The organism is Arthrobacter methylotrophus (assembly GCF_039539965.1).
GTDB classification, from domain to species: domain Bacteria; phylum Actinomycetota; class Actinomycetes; order Actinomycetales; family Micrococcaceae; genus Arthrobacter; species Arthrobacter methylotrophus.
This window is the reverse complement of the sequence record NZ_BAABED010000001.1, coordinates 3,829,945-3,851,572: the sequence shown is the minus strand read 5'-3', so window position 1 is coordinate 3,851,572 and position 21,628 is coordinate 3,829,945. Positions and strand designations below refer to the sequence as shown.

The 21,628-nt window shown below is 63.5% G+C and carries 23 protein-coding genes and 2 tRNA genes; 12 read left to right on the top strand and 13 right to left on the bottom strand.

From position 1 onward, the window contains the following. Nucleotides 1–6: 6 nt before the first annotated feature. On the bottom strand, nt 7–786 hold the full coding sequence (locus ABD884_RS19865; RefSeq protein WP_345050340.1) for a VOC family protein: 780 nt from the start codon (nt 784–786) through the stop codon (nt 7–9). A 111-nt stretch (nt 787–897) separates the two neighbouring features. Beyond that, nucleotides 898–1,776: an undecaprenyl-diphosphate phosphatase gene (locus tag ABD884_RS19860; RefSeq protein WP_028265958.1), complete on the bottom strand. Its 879-nt coding sequence runs from the start codon at nt 1,774–1,776 to the stop codon at nt 898–900. Nucleotides 1,777–1,924: 148 nt separating this feature from the next. On the opposite strand from ABD884_RS19860, the gene ABD884_RS19855 reads away from it, so the two are divergent. Next, complete coding sequence (locus ABD884_RS19855) at nt 1,925–2,659, top strand: potassium channel family protein (RefSeq protein ID WP_345050333.1); 735 nt, start codon at nt 1,925–1,927, stop codon at nt 2,657–2,659. Between the two features lie 19 nt (nt 2,660–2,678). Here the strand turns inward: ABD884_RS19855 and nirB are convergent, their stop codons facing one another. Continuing rightward, nucleotides 2,679–5,297 carry a nitrite reductase large subunit NirB gene (gene nirB, locus ABD884_RS19850; protein ID WP_345050328.1) on the bottom strand — a complete coding sequence of 873 codons (2,619 nt, stop codon included), beginning with the start codon at nt 5,295–5,297 and terminating at the stop codon, nt 2,679–2,681. 292 nt (nt 5,298–5,589) lie between these two features. On the opposite strand from nirB, the gene nirD reads away from it, so the two are divergent. Next, nucleotides 5,590–5,961, top strand: coding sequence for a nitrite reductase small subunit NirD (gene nirD / locus ABD884_RS19845; RefSeq protein ID WP_345050323.1), 372 nt, complete (start codon nt 5,590–5,592; stop codon nt 5,959–5,961). 177 nt (nt 5,962–6,138) lie between these two features. Here nirD and ABD884_RS19840 read toward each other — a convergent pair. Then, a tRNA-Ser gene (locus ABD884_RS19840) sits at nt 6,139–6,226 on the bottom strand. A 114-nt stretch (nt 6,227–6,340) separates the two neighbouring features. Here ABD884_RS19840 and ABD884_RS19835 point away from each other — a divergent pair. Together ABD884_RS19835 and ABD884_RS19830 are read left to right on the top strand one after the other, a co-directional pair. Beyond that, the gene (locus ABD884_RS19835; protein WP_345050318.1) at nt 6,341–7,324 is read left to right on the top strand and encodes an NAD(P)H-quinone oxidoreductase; all 984 of its coding nucleotides are present in this window, start codon (nt 6,341–6,343) and stop codon (nt 7,322–7,324) included. A 26-nt stretch (nt 7,325–7,350) separates the two neighbouring features. Beyond that, a complete protein-coding gene (locus ABD884_RS19830; RefSeq protein WP_345050313.1) occupies nt 7,351–7,932 on the top strand; it encodes a PadR family transcriptional regulator in 582 nt (193 codons plus the stop codon). Nucleotides 7,933–7,963: 31 nt separating this feature from the next. Here the strand turns inward: ABD884_RS19830 and ABD884_RS19825 are convergent, their stop codons facing one another. Then, nucleotides 7,964–8,110: a hypothetical protein gene (locus ABD884_RS19825; RefSeq protein ID WP_345050307.1), complete on the bottom strand. Its 147-nt coding sequence runs from the start codon at nt 8,108–8,110 to the stop codon at nt 7,964–7,966. A gap of 10 nt (nt 8,111–8,120) precedes the next feature. Here ABD884_RS19825 and ABD884_RS19820 point away from each other — a divergent pair, with 10 nt between their 5' ends. From ABD884_RS19820 to ABD884_RS19805, 4 genes are all read left to right on the top strand, one after another. After that, a complete protein-coding gene (locus ABD884_RS19820; RefSeq protein WP_345050302.1) occupies nt 8,121–8,240 on the top strand; it encodes a GNAT family N-acetyltransferase in 120 nt (39 codons plus the stop codon). A gap of 26 nt (nt 8,241–8,266) precedes the next feature. Next, nucleotides 8,267–8,920, top strand: a complete 654-nt coding sequence (locus ABD884_RS19815) for a bacterial proteasome activator family protein (RefSeq protein WP_345050299.1) — start codon at nt 8,267–8,269, stop codon at nt 8,918–8,920. 8 nt (nt 8,921–8,928) lie between these two features. Continuing rightward, a complete protein-coding gene (locus ABD884_RS19810; protein ID WP_345050296.1) occupies nt 8,929–9,381 on the top strand; it encodes a hypothetical protein in 453 nt (150 codons plus the stop codon). Nucleotides 9,382–9,499: 118 nt separating this feature from the next. Continuing rightward, complete coding sequence (locus ABD884_RS19805; RefSeq protein WP_345050293.1) at nt 9,500–10,339, top strand: aldo/keto reductase; 840 nt, start codon at nt 9,500–9,502, stop codon at nt 10,337–10,339. A 173-nt stretch (nt 10,340–10,512) separates the two neighbouring features. Here ABD884_RS19805 and ABD884_RS19800 read toward each other — a convergent pair whose 3' ends face one another. From ABD884_RS19800 to ABD884_RS19790, 3 genes are all read right to left on the bottom strand, one after another. Continuing rightward, the gene (locus ABD884_RS19800; protein ID WP_345050289.1) at nt 10,513–13,116 is read right to left on the bottom strand and encodes a PEP/pyruvate-binding domain-containing protein; all 2,604 of its coding nucleotides are present in this window, start codon (nt 13,114–13,116) and stop codon (nt 10,513–10,515) included. Between the two features lie 284 nt (nt 13,117–13,400). Next, the gene (locus tag ABD884_RS19795) at nt 13,401–14,243 is read right to left on the bottom strand and encodes a sulfurtransferase (RefSeq protein ID WP_345050286.1); all 843 of its coding nucleotides are present in this window, start codon (nt 14,241–14,243) and stop codon (nt 13,401–13,403) included. A gap of 76 nt (nt 14,244–14,319) precedes the next feature. Further along, complete coding sequence (locus ABD884_RS19790) at nt 14,320–14,478, bottom strand: DUF1059 domain-containing protein (protein WP_155854336.1); 159 nt, start codon at nt 14,476–14,478, stop codon at nt 14,320–14,322. A gap of 61 nt (nt 14,479–14,539) precedes the next feature. Between ABD884_RS19790 and ABD884_RS19785 the strand changes: the two genes are divergently transcribed. Next, nucleotides 14,540–15,292, top strand: coding sequence for an AfsR/SARP family transcriptional regulator (locus tag ABD884_RS19785; RefSeq protein WP_345050282.1), 753 nt, complete (start codon nt 14,540–14,542; stop codon nt 15,290–15,292). 44 nt (nt 15,293–15,336) lie between these two features. Here ABD884_RS19785 and ABD884_RS19780 read toward each other — a convergent pair whose 3' ends face one another. From ABD884_RS19780 to ABD884_RS19770, 3 genes are all read right to left on the bottom strand, one after another. Then, the gene (locus tag ABD884_RS19780) at nt 15,337–15,813 is read right to left on the bottom strand and encodes a hypothetical protein (RefSeq protein ID WP_345050278.1); all 477 of its coding nucleotides are present in this window, start codon (nt 15,811–15,813) and stop codon (nt 15,337–15,339) included. A gap of 18 nt (nt 15,814–15,831) precedes the next feature. After that, a complete protein-coding gene (locus ABD884_RS19775; protein ID WP_345050274.1) occupies nt 15,832–16,305 on the bottom strand; it encodes a DUF805 domain-containing protein in 474 nt (157 codons plus the stop codon). 220 nt (nt 16,306–16,525) lie between these two features. Next, nucleotides 16,526–16,804 carry an SOS response-associated peptidase family protein gene (locus ABD884_RS19770; RefSeq protein ID WP_345050271.1) on the bottom strand — a complete coding sequence of 93 codons (279 nt, stop codon included), beginning with the start codon at nt 16,802–16,804 and terminating at the stop codon, nt 16,526–16,528. Between ABD884_RS19770 and ABD884_RS19765 the strand changes: the two genes are divergently transcribed. Beyond that, entirely contained in the window at nt 16,791–17,504 is a 714-nt protein-coding gene (locus ABD884_RS19765) for a hypothetical protein (RefSeq protein WP_345050265.1), read from the top strand. The two genes, ABD884_RS19770 and ABD884_RS19765, sit on opposite strands and share 14 nt — an antisense overlap. Before the next feature lie 343 nt (nt 17,505–17,847). On the opposite strand, the gene ABD884_RS19760 is transcribed toward ABD884_RS19765, so the two are convergent. After that, nucleotides 17,848–17,920, bottom strand: a tRNA-Thr gene (locus tag ABD884_RS19760). Nucleotides 17,921–18,142: 222 nt separating this feature from the next. Between ABD884_RS19760 and ABD884_RS19755 the strand changes: the two genes are divergently transcribed. Together ABD884_RS19755 and ABD884_RS19750 are read left to right on the top strand one after the other, a co-directional pair. Continuing rightward, nucleotides 18,143–18,886: an HAD family hydrolase gene (locus ABD884_RS19755; protein ID WP_345050262.1), complete on the top strand. Its 744-nt coding sequence runs from the start codon at nt 18,143–18,145 to the stop codon at nt 18,884–18,886. Between the two features lie 194 nt (nt 18,887–19,080). Continuing rightward, on the top strand, nt 19,081–19,911 hold the full coding sequence (locus ABD884_RS19750; protein ID WP_345050257.1) for an endonuclease domain-containing protein: 831 nt from the start codon (nt 19,081–19,083) through the stop codon (nt 19,909–19,911). Between the two features lie 105 nt (nt 19,912–20,016). Here the strand turns inward: ABD884_RS19750 and ABD884_RS19745 are convergent, their stop codons facing one another. Next, a complete protein-coding gene (locus ABD884_RS19745) occupies nt 20,017–21,618 on the bottom strand; it encodes an alpha/beta hydrolase (protein WP_345050254.1) in 1,602 nt (533 codons plus the stop codon). Between the last annotated feature and the right edge of the window lie 10 nt (nt 21,619–21,628).

The window sequence follows — 21,628 nt, the reverse complement described above, 5'->3', positions numbered from 1 at the left end:
GTGGGCTTATGCGGGCTGGTTTTCGATGAGTTTGAAGATCGCACCCGTCGGGTCGGTCAGGGTGGCCATCCGGCCGTAGGGAGTGTCCTCAGCCGCCTGGACGATGGTGGCGCCCAAGGAGACGGCCTGCTCGATGGAGGCATCGACCTTGTCCACAGCGAAATAGACGCCCCAGTAGGACGGCACCTCGGCAGGCAGGAAACCGGAGGCATCCATGATGCCTGCCTTGGCTTGGTCGCCCGCCCCCAGCGTGGTGTAACGGAACTCCGGGGAGTCACCCATGACGGTGGTTTCCCAGCCGAAGACGTTCTGGTAGAAGGAAACTGCCGAATCGTACTCCTTGGCGAACAGCTCGTGCCAGGCGGGTGCACCTGTTTCGGCAGCCACCTGGTAGCCCTTCATTTCGCCGAACTGCCAGGCACCGATGGCCGCTCCGGAGGAATCTCCATACATTGCCATGGTTCCCTGCTCCGGTACTTCCATGGGTTCCATGTAGACCTGGCCGCCGTTGGCGACGGCTGCTGCGGTGGTGGCCTTAATGTCGTCAGTGCGCAGGTATGTGGACCAGACGTCGGGCATCTGGGCCATGTTTTCTTGCTTCTGCATGATCCCGGCTACCAACTTGCCGTCCTTGGAGGCCGTGATGTAGCCGCCATACTTTTCTTGGTCCCCGGTCTCGTAGGTCCAGCCGAAGAGGGTGTTGTAGAAGGACTTTGCTTTCTCCGGGTCCGAGGTCATCAGGTCGATCCAGCAAGGTGATCCGGGGGTGATGTCAGGCGTGGGCATGTTTGCTCCTGGGTAGTTACCGCTGCTGTGGCTGCGGTTTCATGAGTGGGTGGTGGAGACAGACAAAACCCTATGCGGGGCCCCTGACAGTTTCAATGCTTTCGGCGGGTGCTATCCCATCACGAGCATCAAGACGAAGTAGATCGCGCCGCCGACCACCGAGTAAATGGCGAACGGCGTCAGGGTGCGCGTCTCAAAGAAACGGAGGAGGAACTTCGTGGCGAACCATGCTGCGACACCGGCGCACAGCGCACCCACCAGGAACACGCCGCGCTCGTCGGCCATGGCCGGGGCGAAGAGTTCGGGAAGCTTGAGCAGGGCGGCCGCACCGATGATCGGCGTCGCGAGCAGGAAGCTGAACCTCGCGGCGTTCTCATTGTTCAGCCCCGAAAGCAAGCCGCCGGCCATGGACGAGCCGGAGCGGGAGATTCCCGGGATCAGGGCGGCCGCTTGGGCCGTTCCGATTCCCAAGGCACGCTTCCACGACAAGGTGGCGATTTCGGCGTCGGAAGCTGTGGCAGTCACCGGTTGCGCCGCGGCGCGGCGGCTGTCCCTTGTCCGCAGACGTTCGGCCCCAAAAAGGACAAGGCCGTTGACCACAAGGAAGGCCGCAGCGATCAGCGGGGATCCAAAGAGGTTCCGAATGGGCTTTTCCAAAACCAAGCCGATGATTCCAGCCGGTACGGTGCCGACGACAAGCAACCAGCCGAGCTTTGCGTAGGTGTCTGAGGGCGCGATCTTCCTGTCCCGGATGGAGCGTCCGAGACCCTTGGCGATTTCAATCCAGTCCCGGAGGAAGAAGAAGAACAGTACGACTGCTGTCGCTAGATGCGTGGCTATGAGGAAGTTCAGGAATCCTGGTGCCGTCTGGTCCAGGCCCCAACCGAAGAGCTTGGGCAAGATGACGCTGTGGCCGAGGCTGGAAATCGGGAAGAGCTCGGTGATTCCCTGCAGCAGGCCCATGACGATGGCCTGGATCATATTAATCATGGGCTCGATCCTAGCCAATACCGGTTACTGGGAGATGAACGTTTGCTGGGAGGCAGCCGTGTGCCAGCAGGTGAACGCAGCTAATAGGGCGGGTGGCTAGTATCGACGAATGACCTAAGAGCGATGGCGGCAGGTTTCCGAGTGGCCTATGGTGGCGGCAGCAGTGCTGTTCCTGGCGGCCTACTCGTTCCAGGTGATCGCCAATCTCAGTGAGGCCCAGTCCACCGTCGTTGAGACGATCATCTGGGTCACATGGCTGGTGTTTGCCCTCGACTACGCTATGTGCCTCCTCTTGGCGCGGCGTCGCGCTCGGTGGTTTGTGCGAAACCTCCATGAGTTGCTGATACTGGCTCTCCCGGTCCTGCGACCGCTGAGGCTGTTGCGGCTCGTAACACTACTGAAGCTGCTTCATCGCACCGCCGGAAACGCGATGCGGGGCCGCATTCTCACTTTTGTCCTCGGGTCCGCGGCCCTCCTGACGTACTGCGGTGCGCTCGCCGTGCTCGATGCTGAAGAGAACGCCCCGGGCGCCAACATCACCAGCTTTGGCGATGCCATCTGGTGGGCCATGGTCACGATCACCACCGTGGGCTATGGGGACCACTACCCGGTGACCGTGGTGGGTCGCTGCGTTGCCGCGGGATTGATGGTCTGTGGAATCGCTGTCTTGGGCGTCGTGACCGCCTCGGTTGCCTCGTGGCTGGTTGAACAGGTTTCCTCGGGAGCGGCGGCTGCCGCGACAGTCGCCGAGGAGCCCATGAGGCAGGAGATCCGCCGGCTGGCCGAGCAGGTCGAGCGGTTGAGTGCCCTCTTGGAAGACGCCGACGGCGGGCTACGGGGCGGCGTGGCCGGAGCCAGCGGCGACCACTCGCCGTCGCCGTAGCCCGCCAAAAGGTGCGTTCTTAGCCCTGGCTGCGGACGGGGATGGTCGCGGAAGAGATCAGGACGGCGTTTTTTTCTTTGTTGGTGGCGGGGCGGATTTGGCCGCGTTCGGGGGTGAAGGTGATGGTTTCGTCTTTTTGGTCGGGGGCGTTGACGAAGGAGCGGAAGCGGCGGAGGCGTTCGGGGTCTTTGAGGGTTTGGGCCCATTCGTCCTGGTAGTTTTCGACGTGCCGGGCCATGGCGGTTTCGAGGTCGCCTGCGATGCCGAGTGAGTCGTGGATGATGACTTGGCGTACGTGTTGGAGGCCGCCGTCGAGTTCTTCTTGCCAGTGGGCGGTGCGTTGGAGGCGGTCGGCGGTGCGGATGTAGTACATGAGGTAGCGGTCGATGTATTTGATGAGGGTGTCGTTGTCCAGGTCTTGGGCGAGGAGTTGTGCGTGGGCGGGGTTCGCGCCGCCGTTGCCGCCGACGTAGAGGTTCCAGCCTTTGTCGGTGGCGATGATGCCGACGTCTTTGCCGCGGGCTTCGGCGCATTCGCGGGCGCAGCCGGAGACGCCCATTTTGAGTTTGTGGGGGCTGCGTAGTCCGCGGTAGCGCAGTTCGAGGTTGATGGCCATGGCGACGGAGTCTTGGACGCCGTAGCGGCACCAGGTGGAGCCGACGCAGGATTTCACGGTGCGCAGGCTTTTGCCGTAGGCCTGGCCGGATTCGAAGCCGGCGTCGACGAGTTCTTTCCAGATTTCGGGGAGTTGTTCCAGGCGGGCGCCGAACATGTCGATGCGTTGGCCGCCGGTGATTTTCGTGTAGAGGCCGTATTTCTGGGCGACGGCGGCGATGATGCCCAGTCCGTGGGGGGTGATTTCGCCGCCGGGGATGCGGGGGACCACGGAGTAGGTGCCGTCTTTTTGCATGTTGGCCAGGGCGCGGTCGTTGGTGTCTTGCAGGGTCCCGCGGCCGGCGTCGAGGACGTATGCGGAATGCTGGGAGGCGAGGATGGAGGCGATGGTGGGTTTGCAGATGTCGCAGCCGGCGCCGGTGCCGTAGGTGGCCAGGATGTCTTCGAAGGAGTCCAGTTCCAGGACGCGGATGGCGTCGAAGAGTTCTTGGCGGGAGAGGCTGAAGTGCTCGCAGAGGGCTTTGGAGACTTCGATGCCGGATTTGCTCAGTTCGGTTTCGAGGAGTTTTTTGAGCATGGGCACGCAGGAGCCGCATTGGGTGCCTGCGCGGGTGCAGGTTTTGAGTTCGCCCAGTTCCTGGACGGGGGTGTTGCCGTCGCAGGCGCCGCAGGCGTTGATGGCTTCGCGGATGGTCCCGGCGGGGATGTTGTTGCAGGAGCATAGGATTGCGTCGTCGGGTAGTTCGGTGTCGGGGGCGTCCGTGCTTCCTGCGGCGGTGAGGTAGGCGCCGGGTTCGGCGGGGAGTTTCCGGCCGAGCAGGGGGCGCAGGCTCATGTAGGGGGTGGCGTCGCCGACGAAGATCCCGCCGAGGAGGGTTTTGGCGTCGTCGGTGGTGACGATTTTCTGGTAGACGCCGCGGGCGGGGTCGGCGTAGACGATTTCCAGGGCGTGTTTGGTGGTGGCGAACGCGTCGCCGAAGCTGGCGACGTCCACGCCGGAGAGTTTGAGTTTGGTGGCGGTGTCGAAACCGGGGAAGGTCGCGTGTCCGCCGTGCAGGCGGTCGGCGACGATCTCGGCCATCGTGTTCGCCGGCGCCACGAGCCCCAGGCACATCCCGCCGAAGTTCGCGACTTCACCGATGGCGAAGATACCGGGGACTGTCGTGGCGCAACTATCGGAAATGACAACACCGCCGCGCTGGCCGAGCGTGAAGACCTGTTCCTCGCCTTCCGCGGCACGGAAGAGTTCATCGCGCGGCCTCACTCCGATCGCGGCGATCACGATGTCGGCGTCGATGATCCGGCCGTCGGCCATGAGGACGCCGGTGACCTGGCCGTCGTCGTCGGTCAATACTTCGGACGGGTAGGTTCCGGTGAGGACTTCAAGTCCTTTGTCTTTGACGAGGCGGCCCAGCGCCTGGCCTGCGCCTTCATCCAGCTGGGCATTCATGAGCCAGGGTGAACCGTTGATGACGGTGGCATGCGCGCCGAGCTCCATGGTGCCTGCTGCCGCTTCGAGGCCGAGGAGACCGCCGCCGATGGTGACGGTCTTGACCTTGCGGCCCAGTTTCTTCGTGAGCCGGGTGATGGCCTCGTTAATGGCCCAGACGTCTTCGAGCGTGCGGTAGACATGCGCGAGCTCGCCGCCGGGGAAGGGAAGCGGCGCCGCATCCGAGCCGGTGGCGACCACGAGGGCGTCGTATTCGTAGCTGTTGCCCGCCGCGGTTTCCACGGACTTGGCTGCGGCGTTGATCTTCACCACCCGCTCGCCCGTGCGCAGGTCCAGGGCATCGTGCTCCCACATGGACATGTCCCCCAAAGTGAGGTCGTGATCCACCTCGATGAGGGCCTTGCTCAGCGTGACCCGGTCATAGGGAAGATGCGCTTCTTCGGTGAGGACCGTGACGTGCCAGCCCTCAAGACCGCGCGTATGCATGGCATCGGCAAAACGATGGGCCGCAGGGCCTCCGCCTGCCACAACAACACGGCGCTGGCTTTCGGGGTTGGAAGTGTGTCCGGTCACTGGTGGCCTTTCGCATACGCCGCAGAACGTACTCCGCAACTTGTCACTTCAGACTACGGACGGGCAGTTTCCCTTCAGTTTCCCTTTTGTTTCGTGGTCTTAACTTCTGGATCACGATTGGATGTCGTTCCGTGTGAGGTCTCTTTTACGCACCGGACACATCGATTGCATTCCGGCGAAACATGACGGGCCTACCGTGAAGGTATGGCTGCTTGGCGGCAGTCGCCTAAAAGGCAAGGACAGAGGCAAGGACATCATTCGTCCGCCGCAGTCAAGAGCGAGAGGGGCTGACATGACCGTCATTCTGGAGCGGGAAGAACAACTGACGAACGCGCCGATGGCGTCCGGCTGGCATCGCGTCTGCCCGTTGGACGAGCTGGAGCCGGCGTGGGGCGAGGCAGCCTTGATAGAAGGCGTCCAGGTGGCGATCTTCCGGGTCGACTCCGAGAAGGTTTACGCAGTTGCGCAGCAGGATCCTGCCACCTTGGCTAACGTCATGGCCCGCGGTATCACTGGTTCCCGGGGCAGCCGTCCCACCATCGCCTCGCCGCTTCACAAAGAGATCTACGACCTCGAAACCGGCGAATGCTTCACCAACCCCGAACTGCGGCTCGCAATCTACGCCACACGTCTGGTGGACGGATACATTGAGGTAGCCGTCTAAGCTACCAGCGCTCGACGCCGATCATGGCCGGTTCCGCTCGCGGAACCGGCCATTCGCGTCTTCTTGGCGGGTCCCCAACCCGGCCCTTAGGACCCGCCGATTAAGGAGAGAGGCCGGTTCGTGGAATCCAAAGATTCGCACGAACCGGCCTCTCAGCTGCGCAAACAATGCGCCACGCGGAAGGTAAGGGATTTGAACCCTTGGTGCGGGGTTACCGCACACTGGTTTTCAAGACCAGCTCCTTAGGCCGCTCGGACAACCTTCCCTGCCTAGTAGTGTTTCATAGGGAGTTGGCTGCGCCAAAAACCTGCCGCTGCGATAAACACGGTTAAGGTGTCCCAAAGGCTAACTGCATTGAGCAAGGAATCGGGAGCACTTCATGAAAGCCGTCTACATCTCCGAACCGGGCGGGCCCGAGGTTCTGGAAATCCGCGACGTCCCAGCTCCGGTTCCCGGCCCCGGCGAGGTTCTCATCGACGTCGTCGCCGCCGGCCTCAACAGGGCTGATGTCCAGCAGCGCCGCGGTTTCTACCCGCCGCCCCCCGGTGCATCCGAGGTTCCTGGCCTTGAGGTCTCGGGCCGGATTGCCGCTTTCGGCCCCGAGGTGAGCAAACCGTTTTCCGTCGGCGACAAGGTGGTCGCCCTGCTTGCCGGCGGTGGTTACGCACAACAGGTTGCTGTCCCGGCCGAACAGGTCCTGAGATTGCCCGACGGCGTGGACCTCGTGACCGCTGCTGCCTTGCCCGAGGTGGCCGCCACCGTGTACTCGAACCTCATCATGACTGCCCAGCTGCAACCCGGCGAGACTGTGCTGATCCACGGCGCCACCGGCGGTATTGGCACCATGGCCATCCAGCTCGCCAAAGCCTACGGTGCCACAGTCGCGGCGACCGCCGGAACGGCTGAAAAGGTCAGCACTGCCAAAGCCTTCCTCGGGGCAGATATCGCCATCAACTATGCGGAGGAAGATTTTCCCGCAAGCCTCAAGGCACAAAACGGAGGCAAAGGCGCGGACGTGATTCTCGACGTCGTGGGCGCCAAATATCTGCGGCAGAACGTGGAAGCGCTTGCGGACTACGGCCGGCTGGTGGTGATCGGGCTGCAGGGTGGCACCAAAGGCGAACTCGACCTCGGCCAGCTGCTGAGCAAACGCGCAGCGATCATCGGCACAGCGCTGCGCCCGCGCCCGGTCGCGGAAAAAGGCGTGATCATGAACGCTGTCCGTGAATCGGTCTGGCCAATGCTCGCCGATGGCCGGATCAAGCCGTTGGTGGCAAAGTCGTTCCCCTTGGCACAGGTCCGCGAGGCCCACGAATACTTCGATTCCGGCGAGCACATGGGCAAAGTCCTGCTGCTGCTCTAGAACGCTCCAGCTGCAGAAGGAGAGAGATGTCCATCCGGTACAGCATCCTGGCATTGCTCCAGGAGCAGCCACGCTACGGGTACCAGTTGCGGGCGGCATTCGAGGAACGCACGGGGGCGGTCTGGCCTCTGAACATAGGCCAGGTTTACACCACCCTGAACCGGCTGGAGCGCGACGCTTTGGTCCGCAAAGAGGGCGACGACGGCCGCGGCCACGTGCTTTTCAGCGTCACCGACGCCGGGGCTGAAGAGATCACCCGATGGTTTTCAACTGCGGTGGATCGTGGAGCTCCGCCGAGGAATGAATTGGCCATTAAGCTGGCGCTGGCAGTCACGACGGCGGGAATCGACGTCCCCGCCCTCATCCAGGCCCAACGTGAGATTTCGCTGAAGGAACTGCAGGAACTTACCCAGACCCGCAAGGACCTGGCCGCCAACCAGCGATTAGCGGATACTGCGCGGTTGCTCGTCCTGGACTCCCTGATCTTCCATGCCGAGGCTGAGGCCCGCTGGCTGGATCTCTGCGAGGCGAGGCTGGTCCAGCAGGCCAATGGCGCCGGCAACGGCACAGCCGGAATGGTCCGTGGCCCGGGAGTACCCGCCGCATGAACTGCTACCTCCAGGAGGTGCCGATATCGCATCATTGACGAATGCCGACGTTCGGATCCGGCTGCTCGGCCCCGACGACGCCGACGCGCTGATCCGCCTCGCCGAGACAGACAACTTGTTCGATGAGGACCCTTCCGTGCCGCCGCCGTGGTGTCGGCCGAACCCTCTTGGCCGTCATGGAGGACTGGATGCGGGAACACGGGATGGAAGAAGTCTGGGTTCCCGCCAACCTCTATGCCACGGGCTTCTATGAAAAATGTGGTTTCGCTAAGGACGAAGGCGAAATACTCGTCAAGGCTCTGGGCTGAGTTGCGGCCCGTGAGAGTATGAACGCATGAGCGATCAGGACGACACTCAAACCAGTGGCGAGAGCTTTGACGACATCCCGGTGGAGGGCACAACCTTGGACGCTGGTACGGCGGAGAGCACAACTGAAGCGGGCTCGAAGCCCGAGGCCAAGTCTGGTGCCAAGAAAGGCAGCACGCTGCAGGACCTCGTCGACGAGCCTGCCAAAGTCATGCGGATCGGCACCATGATCCGCCAATTGCTTGAAGAAGTGAAGAGTGCTCCCTTGGACGAGGCTGCGCGCGGGCGCCTTGCCGAGATCCACGAACGCTCCATCAAAGAGCTGGAAGAGGGCCTCGCTCCGGAATTGGTGGAGGAGCTGGAACGCATCAGCCTCCCCTTCCCTGAAAACTCCACTCCGTCCGACGCTGAGCTCCGGATTGCCCAAGCCCAGCTGGTCGGTTGGCTCGAAGGGTTGTTCCACGGAATCCAGACCGCCATCGCAGCGCAACAGGCAGCACGGGAGCACGCGGTTGCCCAACTGCAGCTTCGCCAGCTGCCGCCCGGGACCATGATCGCCCCGGGCGTCGTTATTGGCGAGAATGGTGAGCCGCAGCGTGCCCACCTTCCCGGCAAGGAACCCGAACCCGGCAAGCCGCCGCGCGTTGAAGACCCGGACCGCCACCCGGGCCAATACCTCTGAGCGCTGGATTGGGATTTTTTGGGGCCGTCCGGCAGGGACGGAAGGATGATGCTGAGCTAGGCAAAGGATTGTGGAGGCGTGCCCACGATCGCTTCCACCGCGGCCTTGACCGGTACCACCAGGTGCTTGAGGGCGTAGAAGACGAACAGCTCTATGTCGAGCTAGTAGCCATTGCCAACGAATTGGCCGACTTGTCCTCCAGGGTGCGGGCCATCTGCGTCGAGGCGCAGCTCCGGGCACCCAGCGACGGGCTCGACATCCCCGGGCCGCTCGCCGGGGTCCACCGTGCGCTGTCCAAAGCGGGGAACTCCCTTGCGACGACGGCGGAGGCAGCCGCGATGCTGCGTCTCGCCGTCGGGCCCGTCCCTGTGGGAGCGATTTCGGTGCGACGGCGCGCCGAAGCCGTTTACGAGCATGTAGAGGAAGCCGAACGGTTATTGAGGGGACATGCCGGCTTGTAGGATTTCGGCCGATTTAGGTGCAGACGCGTCTATTCCCACACGGCAACTATTAAGCGCCTAGCTTAGAGGGGCCGGAATCCGTAGTCACCCGGTGTGCGCGGCTGGCAGGATGGAGGCCATGACTTCGTCACCGAACCTCACTTTTAACGACGGCAACACTATTCCCCAGCTCGGCTACGGGGTGTGGCAGGTTGAGGACGATGTAGCCGAAAAAGTGGTGCGCCAGGCCTTCGACGCCGGCTACCGCCACATCGATACCGCCAAGATCTACGGCAACGAGGCAGGCGTGGGACGTGCCATCGCTTCCTCCGGCCTCAAGCCCGAGGAAATCTTCATCACCACCAAGCTGTGGAACGCGGACCAGGGTTACGAGTCCACCCTCGCCGCGTTCGAAGAATCGATGGATCGCCTCGGCCTGGCAACCCTTGACCTGTACCTGATTCACTGGATGCAGCCCAAGCAGGAAAAGTTCGTGGACACCTGGAAGGCGCTCATTGAGCTCCAGAAACGCGGACGCATCAAGTCCATCGGCGTCTCCAACTTCAGCAAAGAAGGCCTGCAGCGCCTGATCGAGGAAACCGGCGTAGTTCCCGCGATCCACCAGATCGAGCTGCACCCGTTCTTTAACCAGGCCGAACTCCGGGAATTCGATGCCTCCCAGGGCATCCTGACCCAGGCGTGGTCGCCCCTGGGCCAGGGCGGCGAGCTTCTCGAGAACGCCACCATCGCGCAAATCGCCGCCAAGCACGGCGCCACCCCGGCGCAGGTTGTTATCGCCTGGCACCTCGCGATCGGTAACGTGGTGATCCCCAAGTCCGTGACCGAGTCCCGGATTCAGGAGAACTTCGCAGCGCTTGGCGTCACTCTGGACGAAGCCGACGTCGAGGCCATTAACGGCCTGGACCGAGGCGCCGAAGGCCGCATCGGACCGGATCCGGCAGTTTCCGACTTCGCCTAATTTCTCGACATTCTTGACGGGAAGGCCTCGCACCGCCAGGTGCGGGGCCTTTGCCGTATGTGTCCCTTTGCCGTATGTGTCACTGCCGCGTCGAACCATTTTCCGGCGAGTTCCGGTGGCCGGTGGCGAAGGGACTTGGTGAGCATCTGGCTGGAGAGCAGGATGATGCTGATCTAGACCCCCAAGGTCACTGTGCCGGCGTCTCCGTCTACAGTCACCTGTTGCCCGCTGACTATCCGCTGTGTCCCGTTGCCGGTGCCCATGACCGCAGGGATGCCATACTCCCTGGCGACGATGGAGCCGTGGGCTGCCACTCCGCCGATGTCCGTGACCAGACCCCGCGCTTGGGCGAAGAGCGGCGTCCAGGCGGGAATGGTCGTGGGGCAGACGAGGATGGTGCCGGGCATCATCTTGTCAAAGTCCGCGGGTGAGAGGATCACGCTTGCCGGGGCGGTGACCCGTCCGGGGCTCACGGGGAAGCCCTGCAGGGTTGGCCCCTCGTCGGCGTTCCTCTTCTGGGTCTCGAAGCCGGATAGATCGATGCGTCCGAATTTCCATCTGGCGGCAGGGGGCACGGCCGCGGGCGGATGCAGCCGCTTTCGGGTCTCTCGAAGCTCGCGGCGCTCCGTGGCGATCCGGGCCAGGTCCGGGCAGTTCCGCCCTGCTCTTCGCCCCCCACTGGCTGTCAGCAACTCTCGGGTCTGAAGGTAGAACACGTCGTCTGGGGCATCGAGGGAACCTGCCTCGGCCAAGCGCCGCCCCAGCTCCAACGCCAGACGACGGAGAGCAGGCCAGGCCGAACCGATGTAGAAGAGCGTCTCTTCCCTGTAGGGGGCGAAGCCCTGTGCCCAGTGGAGAATCTTCAGGAAGAGGCGCCGGCGCAATGGATCGAGGTGGCGGGCCGTCTGTTCCACCAGGCTTTCGCGGTCGCGGACCATCTCCGCTTGCCGTACCCTCACCTCCACGCCCGGGTGATGCACCTCAGCCTTCAGGCTCAGCAGGACTGGTATCGGGTCCTCGTCCTGGGTCGGATCCGCGAAGTCCAGGTTATAGACCTGGTGGCCGTAGCGTCCGAGGTAATCCTGGAGTTGCTCGGCCACGTCGCCGCCCCCGGCGCTCAGGGCATCGAGCAGCCGCTGAACGGGGATAGAAAGGGCGATCTGCCGTAGATCCTCGGAGGCACGGATGTGCTCGGCAATCGCCTCGAGCTGGGCTTGGGCTTCGAGGGCTTTCGAGGGGAACCCGCGCAGGAAAAGCGAGCTACTCAGTCCGCTTCTTGGCATGGCGATGGCCAGGAAGCGGCCGAGGAGCATATCGCTGCCCTTCGCGGCAGCCAGGGCAAGGGTGGTGCTGCCCCAGTAGCGGGCCTCGGAGAGGGCGAGCTCGCGGATCCCGTCGAGGAGCTGCTCGTCCGGTGCAAAGGCCAGGTCCAATTCCTTCCATCGTTCCACGGTCTTCAGGTGGCCCGGCAGCACCTCGTCTCGCCAGTACGGTATCGCCTGGACGAAGGTCGCGCGCATTGTCTTGCCGCCGAGAAGGGATGCCAGGAGTTTCAGCAGGCCCCTCGCATTGATGGTGAAGCTTGCACACATGTAGGCGTACCCGTTGACCGTCGCGTAGGAGGGGAGGCCAGTGTTGGCGACGACACCTGGGTATCCCAGCATCTCCATGTCCATCTGCATGGCGAGCTCCATCCCATCGCTGAGGTAAAGCTCTTCGAAGAGCGGAGACAGGGGCTCGGGCATGTTCTCGGCCACCTGGCGACGGATCCATTTCGTTCCCGGGATGGGGGGATCCCACCGCATGTCCTTGAGCGGGGCGGCCGGCAGGCCCGTCATCGGCCGGGCCTGGAGGATCCAGTAGCGCCCATCGGCGACCGCCCACTCGAGGTCCTGGGGCACGCCGCCAGACTCCCTCTCCACCTGAAGAGCCAGTTTCCCCAACTCCTTCACACTTCGCTCCGAGAGGGCCAGCTGCCTGCGGCGTCCTTCTGGAACGCCTTCAGTGACCGTTCCCTGTTCCCCGGTGGCCCGGATCGAGACGTCCTTCATCCCGAGGGTCGCCCTCTTCACTATCAGGCTGGTCTTGTCCACCACGAAGGTGTCCGGCGTAACCCGGCCCGACACCACAGCCTCCCCGAGGCCGTAACTGGCGTTGATGACCATCTCTTCGCGCTCGCCCGTGGTGGGATCGGCCGTGAACAGCACCCCCGAAACCTCCGAGGCCACCATGACCTGGACCACCACCCCCATGGACACCGATCGCTGGTCGACCCCCATCCTCAGCCGGTAGGCGATCGCACGAGCCGTCCACAGGGAGGCCCAGCAGCGCACCACCGCCCCCAACAGCTCCTCCTCGCCGCGCACGTTAAGATAGGTCTCCTGTTGACCCGCGAAGGACATTCCGGGCAGGTCTTCCGCCGTGGCAGATGAACGCACGACGACCGCAGCACCTCCGGGCAACCGTGTGTAGGCGCCCGCGATGGCGTGAGCGATCTCAGGCGACATCGGAGCGCTGGCGAACAGACCGGATATGACGCTTGACGCCGTCTCGAACGATGAGGGCTGCGATGGGTCCGCGGCGTCAAGCGCATCCAAGATGGCAGGTTCGAGTCCGTTGTCAGTCACAAAGTCTCTGTACGCCTCGCTGGTGAGATGAAAGCCGTCTGGTACCGGCAAGCCCCAGTCGGCAAGTCGCGCGAGCGATGCACCCTTGCCGCCGACGTTCTCCAGCGTCGCGCGCGGATCAGCTAGGGAAAGCGTGAATTCCCGTGTCATTGCTCGGCCTCCTGGCAAGGCGAGGCCGTTCTGATGCGGTTCACTTGGCACCGGATTCGGGACTCGCTCACACGGCCCATCTAACGTGACACTCTCCCCACATTCAACCAATTCAGGAGCAAGAGCACGCGTAAGATTGGTGCATCCCGGGAGAGCTGGGCATGCTCGCGACCGAGGCGGCGGTGGCGATACCGGTCAAGGACGGTTAGCGCTCGCGCCGGCCCAGCAGGTGTCCCGCGGCCCATACGTCAACCGGGACAGACTGCCAGCCCGTTCATAAAGGTCTACCCTTCATTGACGGAGCGCTCCAGGGTCGGGGATCTGCGCGGTGTCTCGACCGGAGCGTCTGGGCTAAGTCCCCATTCGGCCCAGGATCCGTCATAGACCCGGACACGCTCTCGTCCGAGAAGTTCGGTGAGCACGTACCATGCGGTGGCCGCGCGGCCGCCTACGGTGCAGTACGTGATCAGCTCGTCTTCTCCCTCGAGCTCGGGTACGGGCATCGCCTGGCGCAGCTCGATGATCGGGCGGAATGCGCCATTCTGATCGTAGAGATCGCCGAACGGCCGGTGGACGGCCGTCGGGATGTGGCCCGCGCGCCCTCCCGGTTCCATTCCGCCGGATGGCCAGAACCGCTCACCGGCGTACTCGGACTCGGAGCGGACATCCAGAATTGTTGTTCCCGGGCGCCTGATGGCCTGCCGCACGGCCGGCATGTCGGCGAACAGTCCGTGGTCCCGTTCGGTGAGCGGGTACGGTGCCGCTTCCAGACGGGACGGCGCGGTGCCGCAGGGATGTCCTTCGGCGCGCCAGGCGTCTCGTGAGCAGTTCAGGATGCGGACGTCGGCGTGCCCGTACAGCTTGAGCAGCCAGTAGCCGAGCGCCGGGGCGTAGCCGTAACACACGACCGTCGAGGCCGGGCCGATGCCTGAGCGAGCCAACAGTCGTTCGATCGCTTGTCTGCCGACCGGGCGATACCGCTCGTCTTTGAGGTCGGCGTAGACGTTCCACAGTACGGCGCCGTCGATGTGCCATTGATTGTAGGCGGCCGCGGAAACGTCCACTTCGACGACGCGGACCGCAGGATCGTACAGGTGATGTGCCAGCCAGATGGGTTCGATGAGCATGTCCATAGTCTGCCCGCCTGTCGTTGGGCCAGAGTTGGCTCAAGGTTGGCGATACCTTGGCGTCGGGGTGGTCCGGCTATTCCACTTGGATCCACCCCAGTAGGTCCTCGCGACTGACTGCGCGGAGGAGCGCCGGGTGGTCGCTGGCAATATGGCCGCGGATCGCACCGATCACTTCTTCGTCGGTGTCGCCGCGGACGACGAACCCACATTCGCATCGGATGAGCTTCGCCATAACGACCTCCCAAACCTGGTCGAGCCCTCGGAGTGATGAGGGCACATGCGATCATGGTGTCATGACCGTGCAGTCAGCGCTGCATATCCAGATCTGCGGACCGCTGGTGGTGGAGCGGGACGGGCTCAGGCTCGACCACGGCCTGCCCGGTCGTCAGGGACGCCTGCTGTTCACGTACCTCGTCATTAACCGGCACCGTCTGGTGCCTCGCGACGAGCTGGTCGAGGCGCTCTGGCGCTCTCCCGATCCCGCCGGGATCGACGCGCGCCTCAACCCGTTGATTTCGAAGCTTCGCCACGTCTTCGGTTCGGATGCGGTGGATGGACGCGTCACCGTCCAGCTCCATCTTCCCGGCGCGTGGATCGACCTCGAAGCCGCAGTGGAAGCAATTCACCGCGCCGAGTCCGCCGTCGCTCAGCATGATTGGACCCGTGCCTGGGGGCCTGTTCTGGTGGCGCTGTTCGTCGCCGAACGCGGATTCCTGCCCGGCGAGGATGCTGACTGGATCGACCAGACCCGTAAGCAGCTCGCCGAGATCCGGCTGCGAGCCCTGGAATGCTACGCCGCCGCCGAACTCGGCGTCGGCGGCGCCGAAGTGGCTGGCGCCGTCCGCGCCGGCCGCCGACTCATCGCCTTGGACCCTCTGCGCGAAAGCGGCCATCGCTACCTGATGCAAGCTCTCGCCGCCCAGGACAACCTGGCCGAGGCGCTGGCCGTATACGTGCAGCTGTCCGACCTTCTCCGCGAACAGCTCGGCGTCTCGCCCAGCCCGACGACCCGTGCGCTCTACCAGCAGCTCCTCGGCCGGACCTGACCTTCTGGAGACCCCGGTTCGCCGATCGCTCCCGGCCGCCCGGATCAGTAGACCTTCACCGGGACGAGGTTATAGGAGTTGTCACAAGCCCCGCGGGGCCCGGTGTGCGCGATCCCGTACAGGTGATCGGAGATGGAGCGGTCCGGCCTGCTCGCCACGACGCGGATCCGGTACAGGTCCAGGCAGTAGGCCTCGGCGTGCAGGGCGTGTTCGTTTCCTGTGACCACCGGCTTGATGATGTGCGTGGAGGTGGCGCCGTCGACCCCGGTGTGCCATACCCCGTCGAGAAGGGCAAGGATGGTCTTGGGCTGATAGCCGGCCACGTCGCGCCCGGTGTAGTACACGGGCTCATAGGCATCATCGCGACTGGCCTCGGCCTGCCTGACCAGATTGAAACGCCCCCTGGCCCTCCGACAAGAAAACCGGGCCATGCCGACCTCGGAGGACTCGAAGCTGACGGTGGCCGGGGGCGCTGCCCTCCAAGACAGACAGGGAAGGGCCGCCGAATGGCGGCCCTTCAATGCGTCCTCTGGTAAAGACTAGGCCGGGACGTCGAACCGCTGGCCTTCGGGCTTGGGCGGAAGGAACATGAAGATCAGCAGCGCCAGGCCACCGAGGAACGGAACGAGTCCGATGAGGATCAGCCAGCCGCTGAAGTTCGCGTCGTGCAGGCGCCGGACGACGAGGGCCAAGGACGGGACGATGACTGCCAGACCCCAGATGACTAAGAGGATGACGCCAACAATCATGCCGGGCCCCGGAACCATTGCCCCGGAGTCATTGACGGTCGCGCCCGCGGAGCCGGCCACGGACATGATGATGTTCAGCACAATGCTCACGACGCCGGAGATGAGGGTCCACCACCAGTATTCGCTACGGCTGGCCCGGCCGGTGAAGGTCGCGTACTTCTTGAAGAACCGGCGTGCTGCTTCGCCGATAGGAGCACCGTAGTACGGGGCCCAAAGCGGGACGGCGCTGCCAAACTGGGTGGTCTGTTGCTGTTGGTACGACAAATGGATCTCCTAAATAGACGAGTGATGACGCTTCATCGTAGGGGTCCAAGCCATCGGCCAAGTTGTCCTGCAGATGAAATTCCGGCGGCGTGTCGGAACTCGCGATCACTCTCGAACGTTGAAGCGATCTGCGTGAGTGCCAAGCAGGAAAATGAGACACCTGAGACAGCGAGCAAAGGTAGCGGGTTCAGGCGGCCGGCTGGTTGAGTTCGGGTTTCAATCACGACCCAGGGCACACGGCGAGGTTCGGGCATGGAGTCAAGCAAAGCGCGGACGTCCGCAACCACTTGTCACGGTGTCCGTCCGGCAATGCCGGATCCCGCCAGTTCTCAAACAGTACCGAGATAGCCAGGATCTGGTCATCGGGGTCGTGCAGGTAGCTCGGGATTTTCCCGCCACTCGGGAGCTTCTCCCACTCGTAGCACCCATCGGCAGCAAGCGACACGCGTCGCGCCGAGGCCGCTTTCCGGAACGACGGTTTCTCGGTGACGGTTTCCATCCGGGCGTTGATAAGTCGCGCGCCGCCCTTCGGGACCCGCGCCGCCCTTCGGGACCCGCGCCGCCCTTCGGGACCCGCGCCGCCCTTCGGGACCCGCGCCGCCCTTCGGGACCCGCGCCGCCCTTCGGGACCCGCGCCGCCCTTCGGGACCCTTCGCTCACGACGGCACCGGTCCCCAGCGAGCCGTTACCGGCTTCCTTGTCACCGGTTCGCCTTCCCCGGAGCTCCGGTCGACGTAGGCTGTCAGGCCTCGATGCTGGTCTTGGTCATTCGATTATGTGCCGGCCAAAGCAACAACGACGACCACGACGGCGAGCACCGCCAAGACGCCCAGCCCGACATGGCTGATCCATCTCGGTCGCTGTCGATGAGGGTTGATATCGATATAGGGCATGGCCGCTGCTACTTCTCGGGGCGCGACGATGCCGAGCCCGACCGCTTGCGCCACCCCAATAGGAGCAGATGGACGGAAAACATCAGTACGAGTGAGAGGCCAGCGAAGACCATTAGGCCGCTGAAATATCGGTCTGGATCCACAAGCAACGGCGCCTTTCAGTCGGACAACCTGCTGATCGTAGCTTGGGATATCCCTCAAGAGACAATTTGCCCTACGCGGCGAAGGTCAAGATCGCCTAAAGAAAGGATCAAGATTCCCATAAGATCGCCAAGGGGAGCGCTCGACAGGTACTCAAACGCCTAAGGGGTGGTCCTCGTCATGACGATCCGGCTGCCGGCAGCGCTTCTATCGCAGCCATGGCCACCTTCGTTGCTGGAAGATTTGTAACTCAGGCACCATGTGTCGCCGTCCGTCATCAAGCGTCCGCGTGGGGCGCGTAATCGTGCGATGCCTAATCGAGAGCGTCAGCCCGATCCGACACCTGATGCCTTGGCTAATCTGGGCAAAACACCGTATGCGCTCCCGTGCCGAGACATGCCGGGAGAGTGGTATCGGCTACACCTGAGGCGTTTCAGGGCAAGCACGCCGGACAATAAGTAGGCCCGCATCCCTTGTGAATACCGGGATGCGGGCCTACTCTGTTCCGAGCTTCCTATCAGAATCGAACTGATGACCTTTTCATTACGAGTGAAACGCTCTACCGACTGAGCTAAGGAAGCACCGCGTGATCGTCCGGATTCCGGCTGAATCACGCAAGATACAACTGTAATAGAGTCACCTCGCCCGGGTCAAAACAGCGGCGGACGTAGCTCCCGCGGCGGCGTTGTTGCGGAATTCACCCACACGTTGCGCCCGGTTCAGGCCGTCGTCGCGGACCGGGGGCAAGCTGGGCGGAATAACGTGGCCGCGCGATTCCGGCCATCGACCAGCGAAGGGGCGCCATGAGCATGGACAGCAGCAACAGGATCAACGCGGACGACGCCGGGGCACATCGTGCACAGCGGCTCCGGCTTGCTGTACTGGACATGGTGGGCACCACCATCACGGACGATGGGCGCACGGAACGCGCCATGTCCCGGGCGCTGCAAGAGACCGGCGTCGAGCCCGGTTCCTCCCGCTTCGAAAGCATGCTCGGCTACGCCCGGGACACCATGGGCTTTTCGAAGTTGACCGTCTTCAGCCACCTTTTCGAAGACTTGGAACGGGCCGAGAGCGCCAACAAGACCTTTGAGCGCGCCTACGACGATCTGATTGCCGACGGCGGCGTCCGGCCGATTCCTGGAGCCGAGGAAACCATTGACTGGATGCGAGACTCCGGCATGAACGTCTGCTTGGCTACCGGCTTCGGACGCCATACTCAGAACATGGTCCTTGAGTCCTTGGGCTGGATGGGGAAGGCCGATCTGAGCCTGTGCCCCGCCGACGCCGGCCGCGGTCGCCCTTACCCGGACATGATTCTCACGGCAGTGTTGGCCCTTGACCTGGATGATGTACGCGAGGTCGTCGTTGTGGGGGACACGAGCTCGGATATGTTGTCCGGCGTTCGCTCCGGGGCTTCCGCCGTGGTGGGCGTGCTCACCGGCTTCCACTCCGAGGCGGCCTTGCGCGCGGCCGGCGCCACCGCCGTCGTGCCCTCAGTCAAGAACCTTCCTGCGCTACTGGAACCGCGCGCAGCACGGCTCTAGGACCAGGTCTCAACGATCGACCAACTTTCCCGTGTGCTCCGCACCGCGCGAGCCGCCAGCCCGCCACTGACGTTTCAGGGTGGTGGGCAAAAGCGGTGAGACGTGGCGGGGTTAAAATTCCCCGGGTTATCCACATAGGCATGGTGCCGTCTCCCTAGGAACGCTGCCTGTGGGCATTGTGGAGTATGGATCTCATGGCTGCTCTTCGTGCACGAGGGGGAGTGGCCCTGCGCCGGGACCTCCTCAAGGCCGGTGTCGGGGCTTGGCAGCTCCGCACCGCGGCACGGCGGGACCGCGTGGTGGTCCCTTACCGCGGCGTGCTGGCCTTGGCCGATGCGCCCCGTGAATTTGGTGCGGCATACAAGCACGGAGGTGTCCTCACATGCATCTCGGCCGCCCCACACTATGGACTCTGGCAACTGAATCCAGCCAATGAGCTCCATTTAGTCTGCGGTAACGGGATACCTCGCGACGGCGTAGTGCTGCACCGGAGCGCTTCGTTGCCACCCATGCCGGGCCGACCGGTGGCAGCTCTTGCCGATGTGCTGGTGCATGCCTTGCGATGCCGGCCAACCGAGGAATCGCTGGTCATGGTGCAATGTGCGGTTATTCGCGGCGACACAACTGTGGATTTCCTGCGCAAAAGGCTACCTGGCAACCGGAATGGCCGGGCGCGGGACGTTCTGGATTTCGTGTGCCCGAAAGCAGATTCTTTGCTCGAACCCCTGGCGGCCATGCACTTCAAGCAAGCTGGAATCGCCTTCGTGCAGCACGTGGAACTGCCTGGAGTCGGAGAAGTCGATTTCGTCGTCGAGCGCTTCTTGATCGTTGAGCTGGACGGCAAAACGCACTTCGAGCCCCGTGCCATCAAGAGGGATCGACGGCGGAACAACACTTCCGTTGCCGGCGGCTTCACCGTGTTGAGGTACTTCTACGAGGACGTTGTGCACCATCCGGAAGCAATGGTTGCCGAGGTGCAGGCGGCAATCCGGGCTCACCGTTCAGGGCTACGCCTCAACAAATGACCAGCTTTGAGGGCCGCAAGCACCACGCGTCCGCGCCGCGCCAGGGATTGCCAGCACAGCCCAGCCCCAATTGTGGTCGCTTGTGGCGGCCCAGCCAAAAGCCAGTCAGCACATGGTCCCGTCTGACGGCACCTTCCCGTCCACGAAGTAGTCGTCGACAGCGTTGGACACGCAGCTGTTGGAGCGGCCGTAGGCGGTGTGGCCTTGGCCCTGCCACGTCACGAGGGCAGCGTTGCCGAGCTGTTTCCGCAATGAACCTGCCCATGCCACAGGTGTGGCTGGGTCGCCGGTGGTGCCGATGACTACAACCGGGGCCTTGCCGGTGTACTTGACGGGGGCCGGCGTGTGCACTGGCTTGTACGGCCAGTCCTTGCAATTGATGCCGCCGTACGCGAAGTAGTAGCCGAAGGTGGGGGAGAGCTGCTTCAATCGGGCTTCCTCAGCACGCATTCCCGCCGTGTCCGTGACCATGGGGTAGTCCAGGCAGTTGATGGCGTTGAACGCGAACGTGGTGTTGGAACTGTAAGTGCCGTTCGGCTCCCGGTCCGCGCCAAAGTCGGCAATCCGAAGCATGAGGGACACATCGCCCTTGAACGTGGCCACCAACGCCTGGGTCAGAACGGGCCACGATTCGTTGTCGTAGAGCGGGGTGAAAATGGCGCTGACAAGCGTCGCCCCCGTCACCAGCCGGCCGTCCTTTGCCCGCTGGGGATTCTGTTCCACGTCGGCAATGAGACCCTGGATCTGCTGCACGCCATTGTCGACGCCCCCTGTCAGCGGGCATCCGGCCTTCGCTTGGCAATCCGCCACATAGGTGTGGAGTGCCTTTTCGAACGCTTCCGCTTGGCCGGCGGTGAGGTCCTCGTTGTTGAGGGCCGGATCCACCGCACCATCCAGCACGAGCTTGCCGACGTTGTCCGGGAACAAGGACGCGTAGGTGGAGCCGAGCAAGGTTCCGTACGAGAAGCCCAAGTAGTTGAGCTTTGCGTCGTTCAGCACCGCGCGGAGGATATCCATGTCCTTGGCGGAGCTAACGGTGTCAATGTGTGCCAGGGCCGGACCGGACTGGTCCACGCACTTGGCATTGATGGCTTTGGTGTCTGCCAGTGCCGCGGCGATTCCTTGGTCTGTGTCGTAGTTGTAGACCTTTTCGCGGGATGCATCGCGCTCGGCATCGCTGAGGCACGTTACCGGCGCCGAACGCTTGACGCCGCGGGGATCGAAGCCCACCAGATCGAAGCCGGACCGCAATTTGCTGGTGAAATGCGTCTTGGCCGCATCCCTGACGAAGTCATAGCCTGAGGCGCCGGGACCGCCTGGGTTGACCAGCAGTGAGCCTTTCTTCGTGCCCTGGCTCTGGAGTCGGATGGCGGCGATGGAGATGCTGCCGCCGTCCGGCTTGGCATAGTCCACCGGCACTTTGATGTTGGCGCACTGGAATCCTTGTTCACAGGACGTCCAGCTCAGGTTTTGGGAGTAGAAACTCTCCAGTCCCGCCGGGGCCGCAGCGGCAATGGACGCGTCCGGGGTGCTGACACTGACGGAACCGCTTCCGGTTCCGTCAGTGGGTGCCGGCAAGGAGAACACGCAGCCGCTCAGTAGCAGGCTGGCGGAGACCGTGGCAGCGAGTGCCGATACCGCCCGCCGCAGGGATGGGAACCGTGTCCGTGAACCGGACCCGGCGGACCGGCGTCGTGCGGGCGTCATGCGTTTCTCC

What these genes read in the sequence shown, in the direction of transcription:
- ABD884_RS19770 (WP_345050271.1), bottom strand. Translation starts at nt 16,804, where the DNA reads ATGGAAACCGTCACCGAGAAACCGTCGTTCCGGAAAGCGGCCTCGGCG.
- ABD884_RS19750 (WP_345050257.1), top strand. Translation starts at nt 19,081, where the DNA reads ATGGCTGCTCTTCGTGCACGAGGGGGAGTGGCCCTGCGCCGGGACCTC.
- ABD884_RS19790 (WP_155854336.1), bottom strand. Translation starts at nt 14,478, where the DNA reads ATGGCGAAGCTCATCCGATGCGAATGTGGGTTCGTCGTCCGCGGCGAC.
- ABD884_RS19815 (WP_345050299.1), top strand. Translation starts at nt 8,267, where the DNA reads ATGAGCGATCAGGACGACACTCAAACCAGTGGCGAGAGCTTTGACGAC.
- ABD884_RS19855 (WP_345050333.1), top strand. Translation starts at nt 1,925, where the DNA reads ATGGTGGCGGCAGCAGTGCTGTTCCTGGCGGCCTACTCGTTCCAGGTG.
- ABD884_RS19800 (WP_345050289.1), bottom strand. Translation starts at nt 13,116, where the DNA reads ATGACACGGGAATTCACGCTTTCCCTAGCTGATCCGCGCGCGACGCTG.
- ABD884_RS19860 (WP_028265958.1), bottom strand. Translation starts at nt 1,776, where the DNA reads ATGATTAATATGATCCAGGCCATCGTCATGGGCCTGCTGCAGGGAATC.
- ABD884_RS19820 (WP_345050302.1), top strand. Translation starts at nt 8,121, where the DNA reads ATGCGGGAACACGGGATGGAAGAAGTCTGGGTTCCCGCCAACCTCTAT.
- ABD884_RS19830 (WP_345050313.1), top strand. Translation starts at nt 7,351, where the DNA reads ATGTCCATCCGGTACAGCATCCTGGCATTGCTCCAGGAGCAGCCACGC.
- ABD884_RS19865 (WP_345050340.1), bottom strand. Translation starts at nt 786, where the DNA reads ATGCCCACGCCTGACATCACCCCCGGATCACCTTGCTGGATCGACCTG.
- ABD884_RS19825 (WP_345050307.1), bottom strand. Translation starts at nt 8,110, where the DNA reads ATGACGGCCAAGAGGGTTCGGCCGACACCACGGCGGCGGCACGGAAGG.
- ABD884_RS19755 (WP_345050262.1), top strand. Translation starts at nt 18,143, where the DNA reads ATGAGCATGGACAGCAGCAACAGGATCAACGCGGACGACGCCGGGGCA.
- ABD884_RS19785 (WP_345050282.1), top strand. Translation starts at nt 14,540, where the DNA reads ATGACCGTGCAGTCAGCGCTGCATATCCAGATCTGCGGACCGCTGGTG.
- nirD (WP_345050323.1), top strand. Translation starts at nt 5,590, where the DNA reads ATGACCGTCATTCTGGAGCGGGAAGAACAACTGACGAACGCGCCGATG.
- ABD884_RS19745 (WP_345050254.1), bottom strand. Translation starts at nt 21,618, where the DNA reads ATGACGCCCGCACGACGCCGGTCCGCCGGGTCCGGTTCACGGACACGG.
- ABD884_RS19795 (WP_345050286.1), bottom strand. Translation starts at nt 14,243, where the DNA reads ATGCTCATCGAACCCATCTGGCTGGCACATCACCTGTACGATCCTGCG.
- ABD884_RS19805 (WP_345050293.1), top strand. Translation starts at nt 9,500, where the DNA reads ATGACTTCGTCACCGAACCTCACTTTTAACGACGGCAACACTATTCCC.
- ABD884_RS19835 (WP_345050318.1), top strand. Translation starts at nt 6,341, where the DNA reads ATGAAAGCCGTCTACATCTCCGAACCGGGCGGGCCCGAGGTTCTGGAA.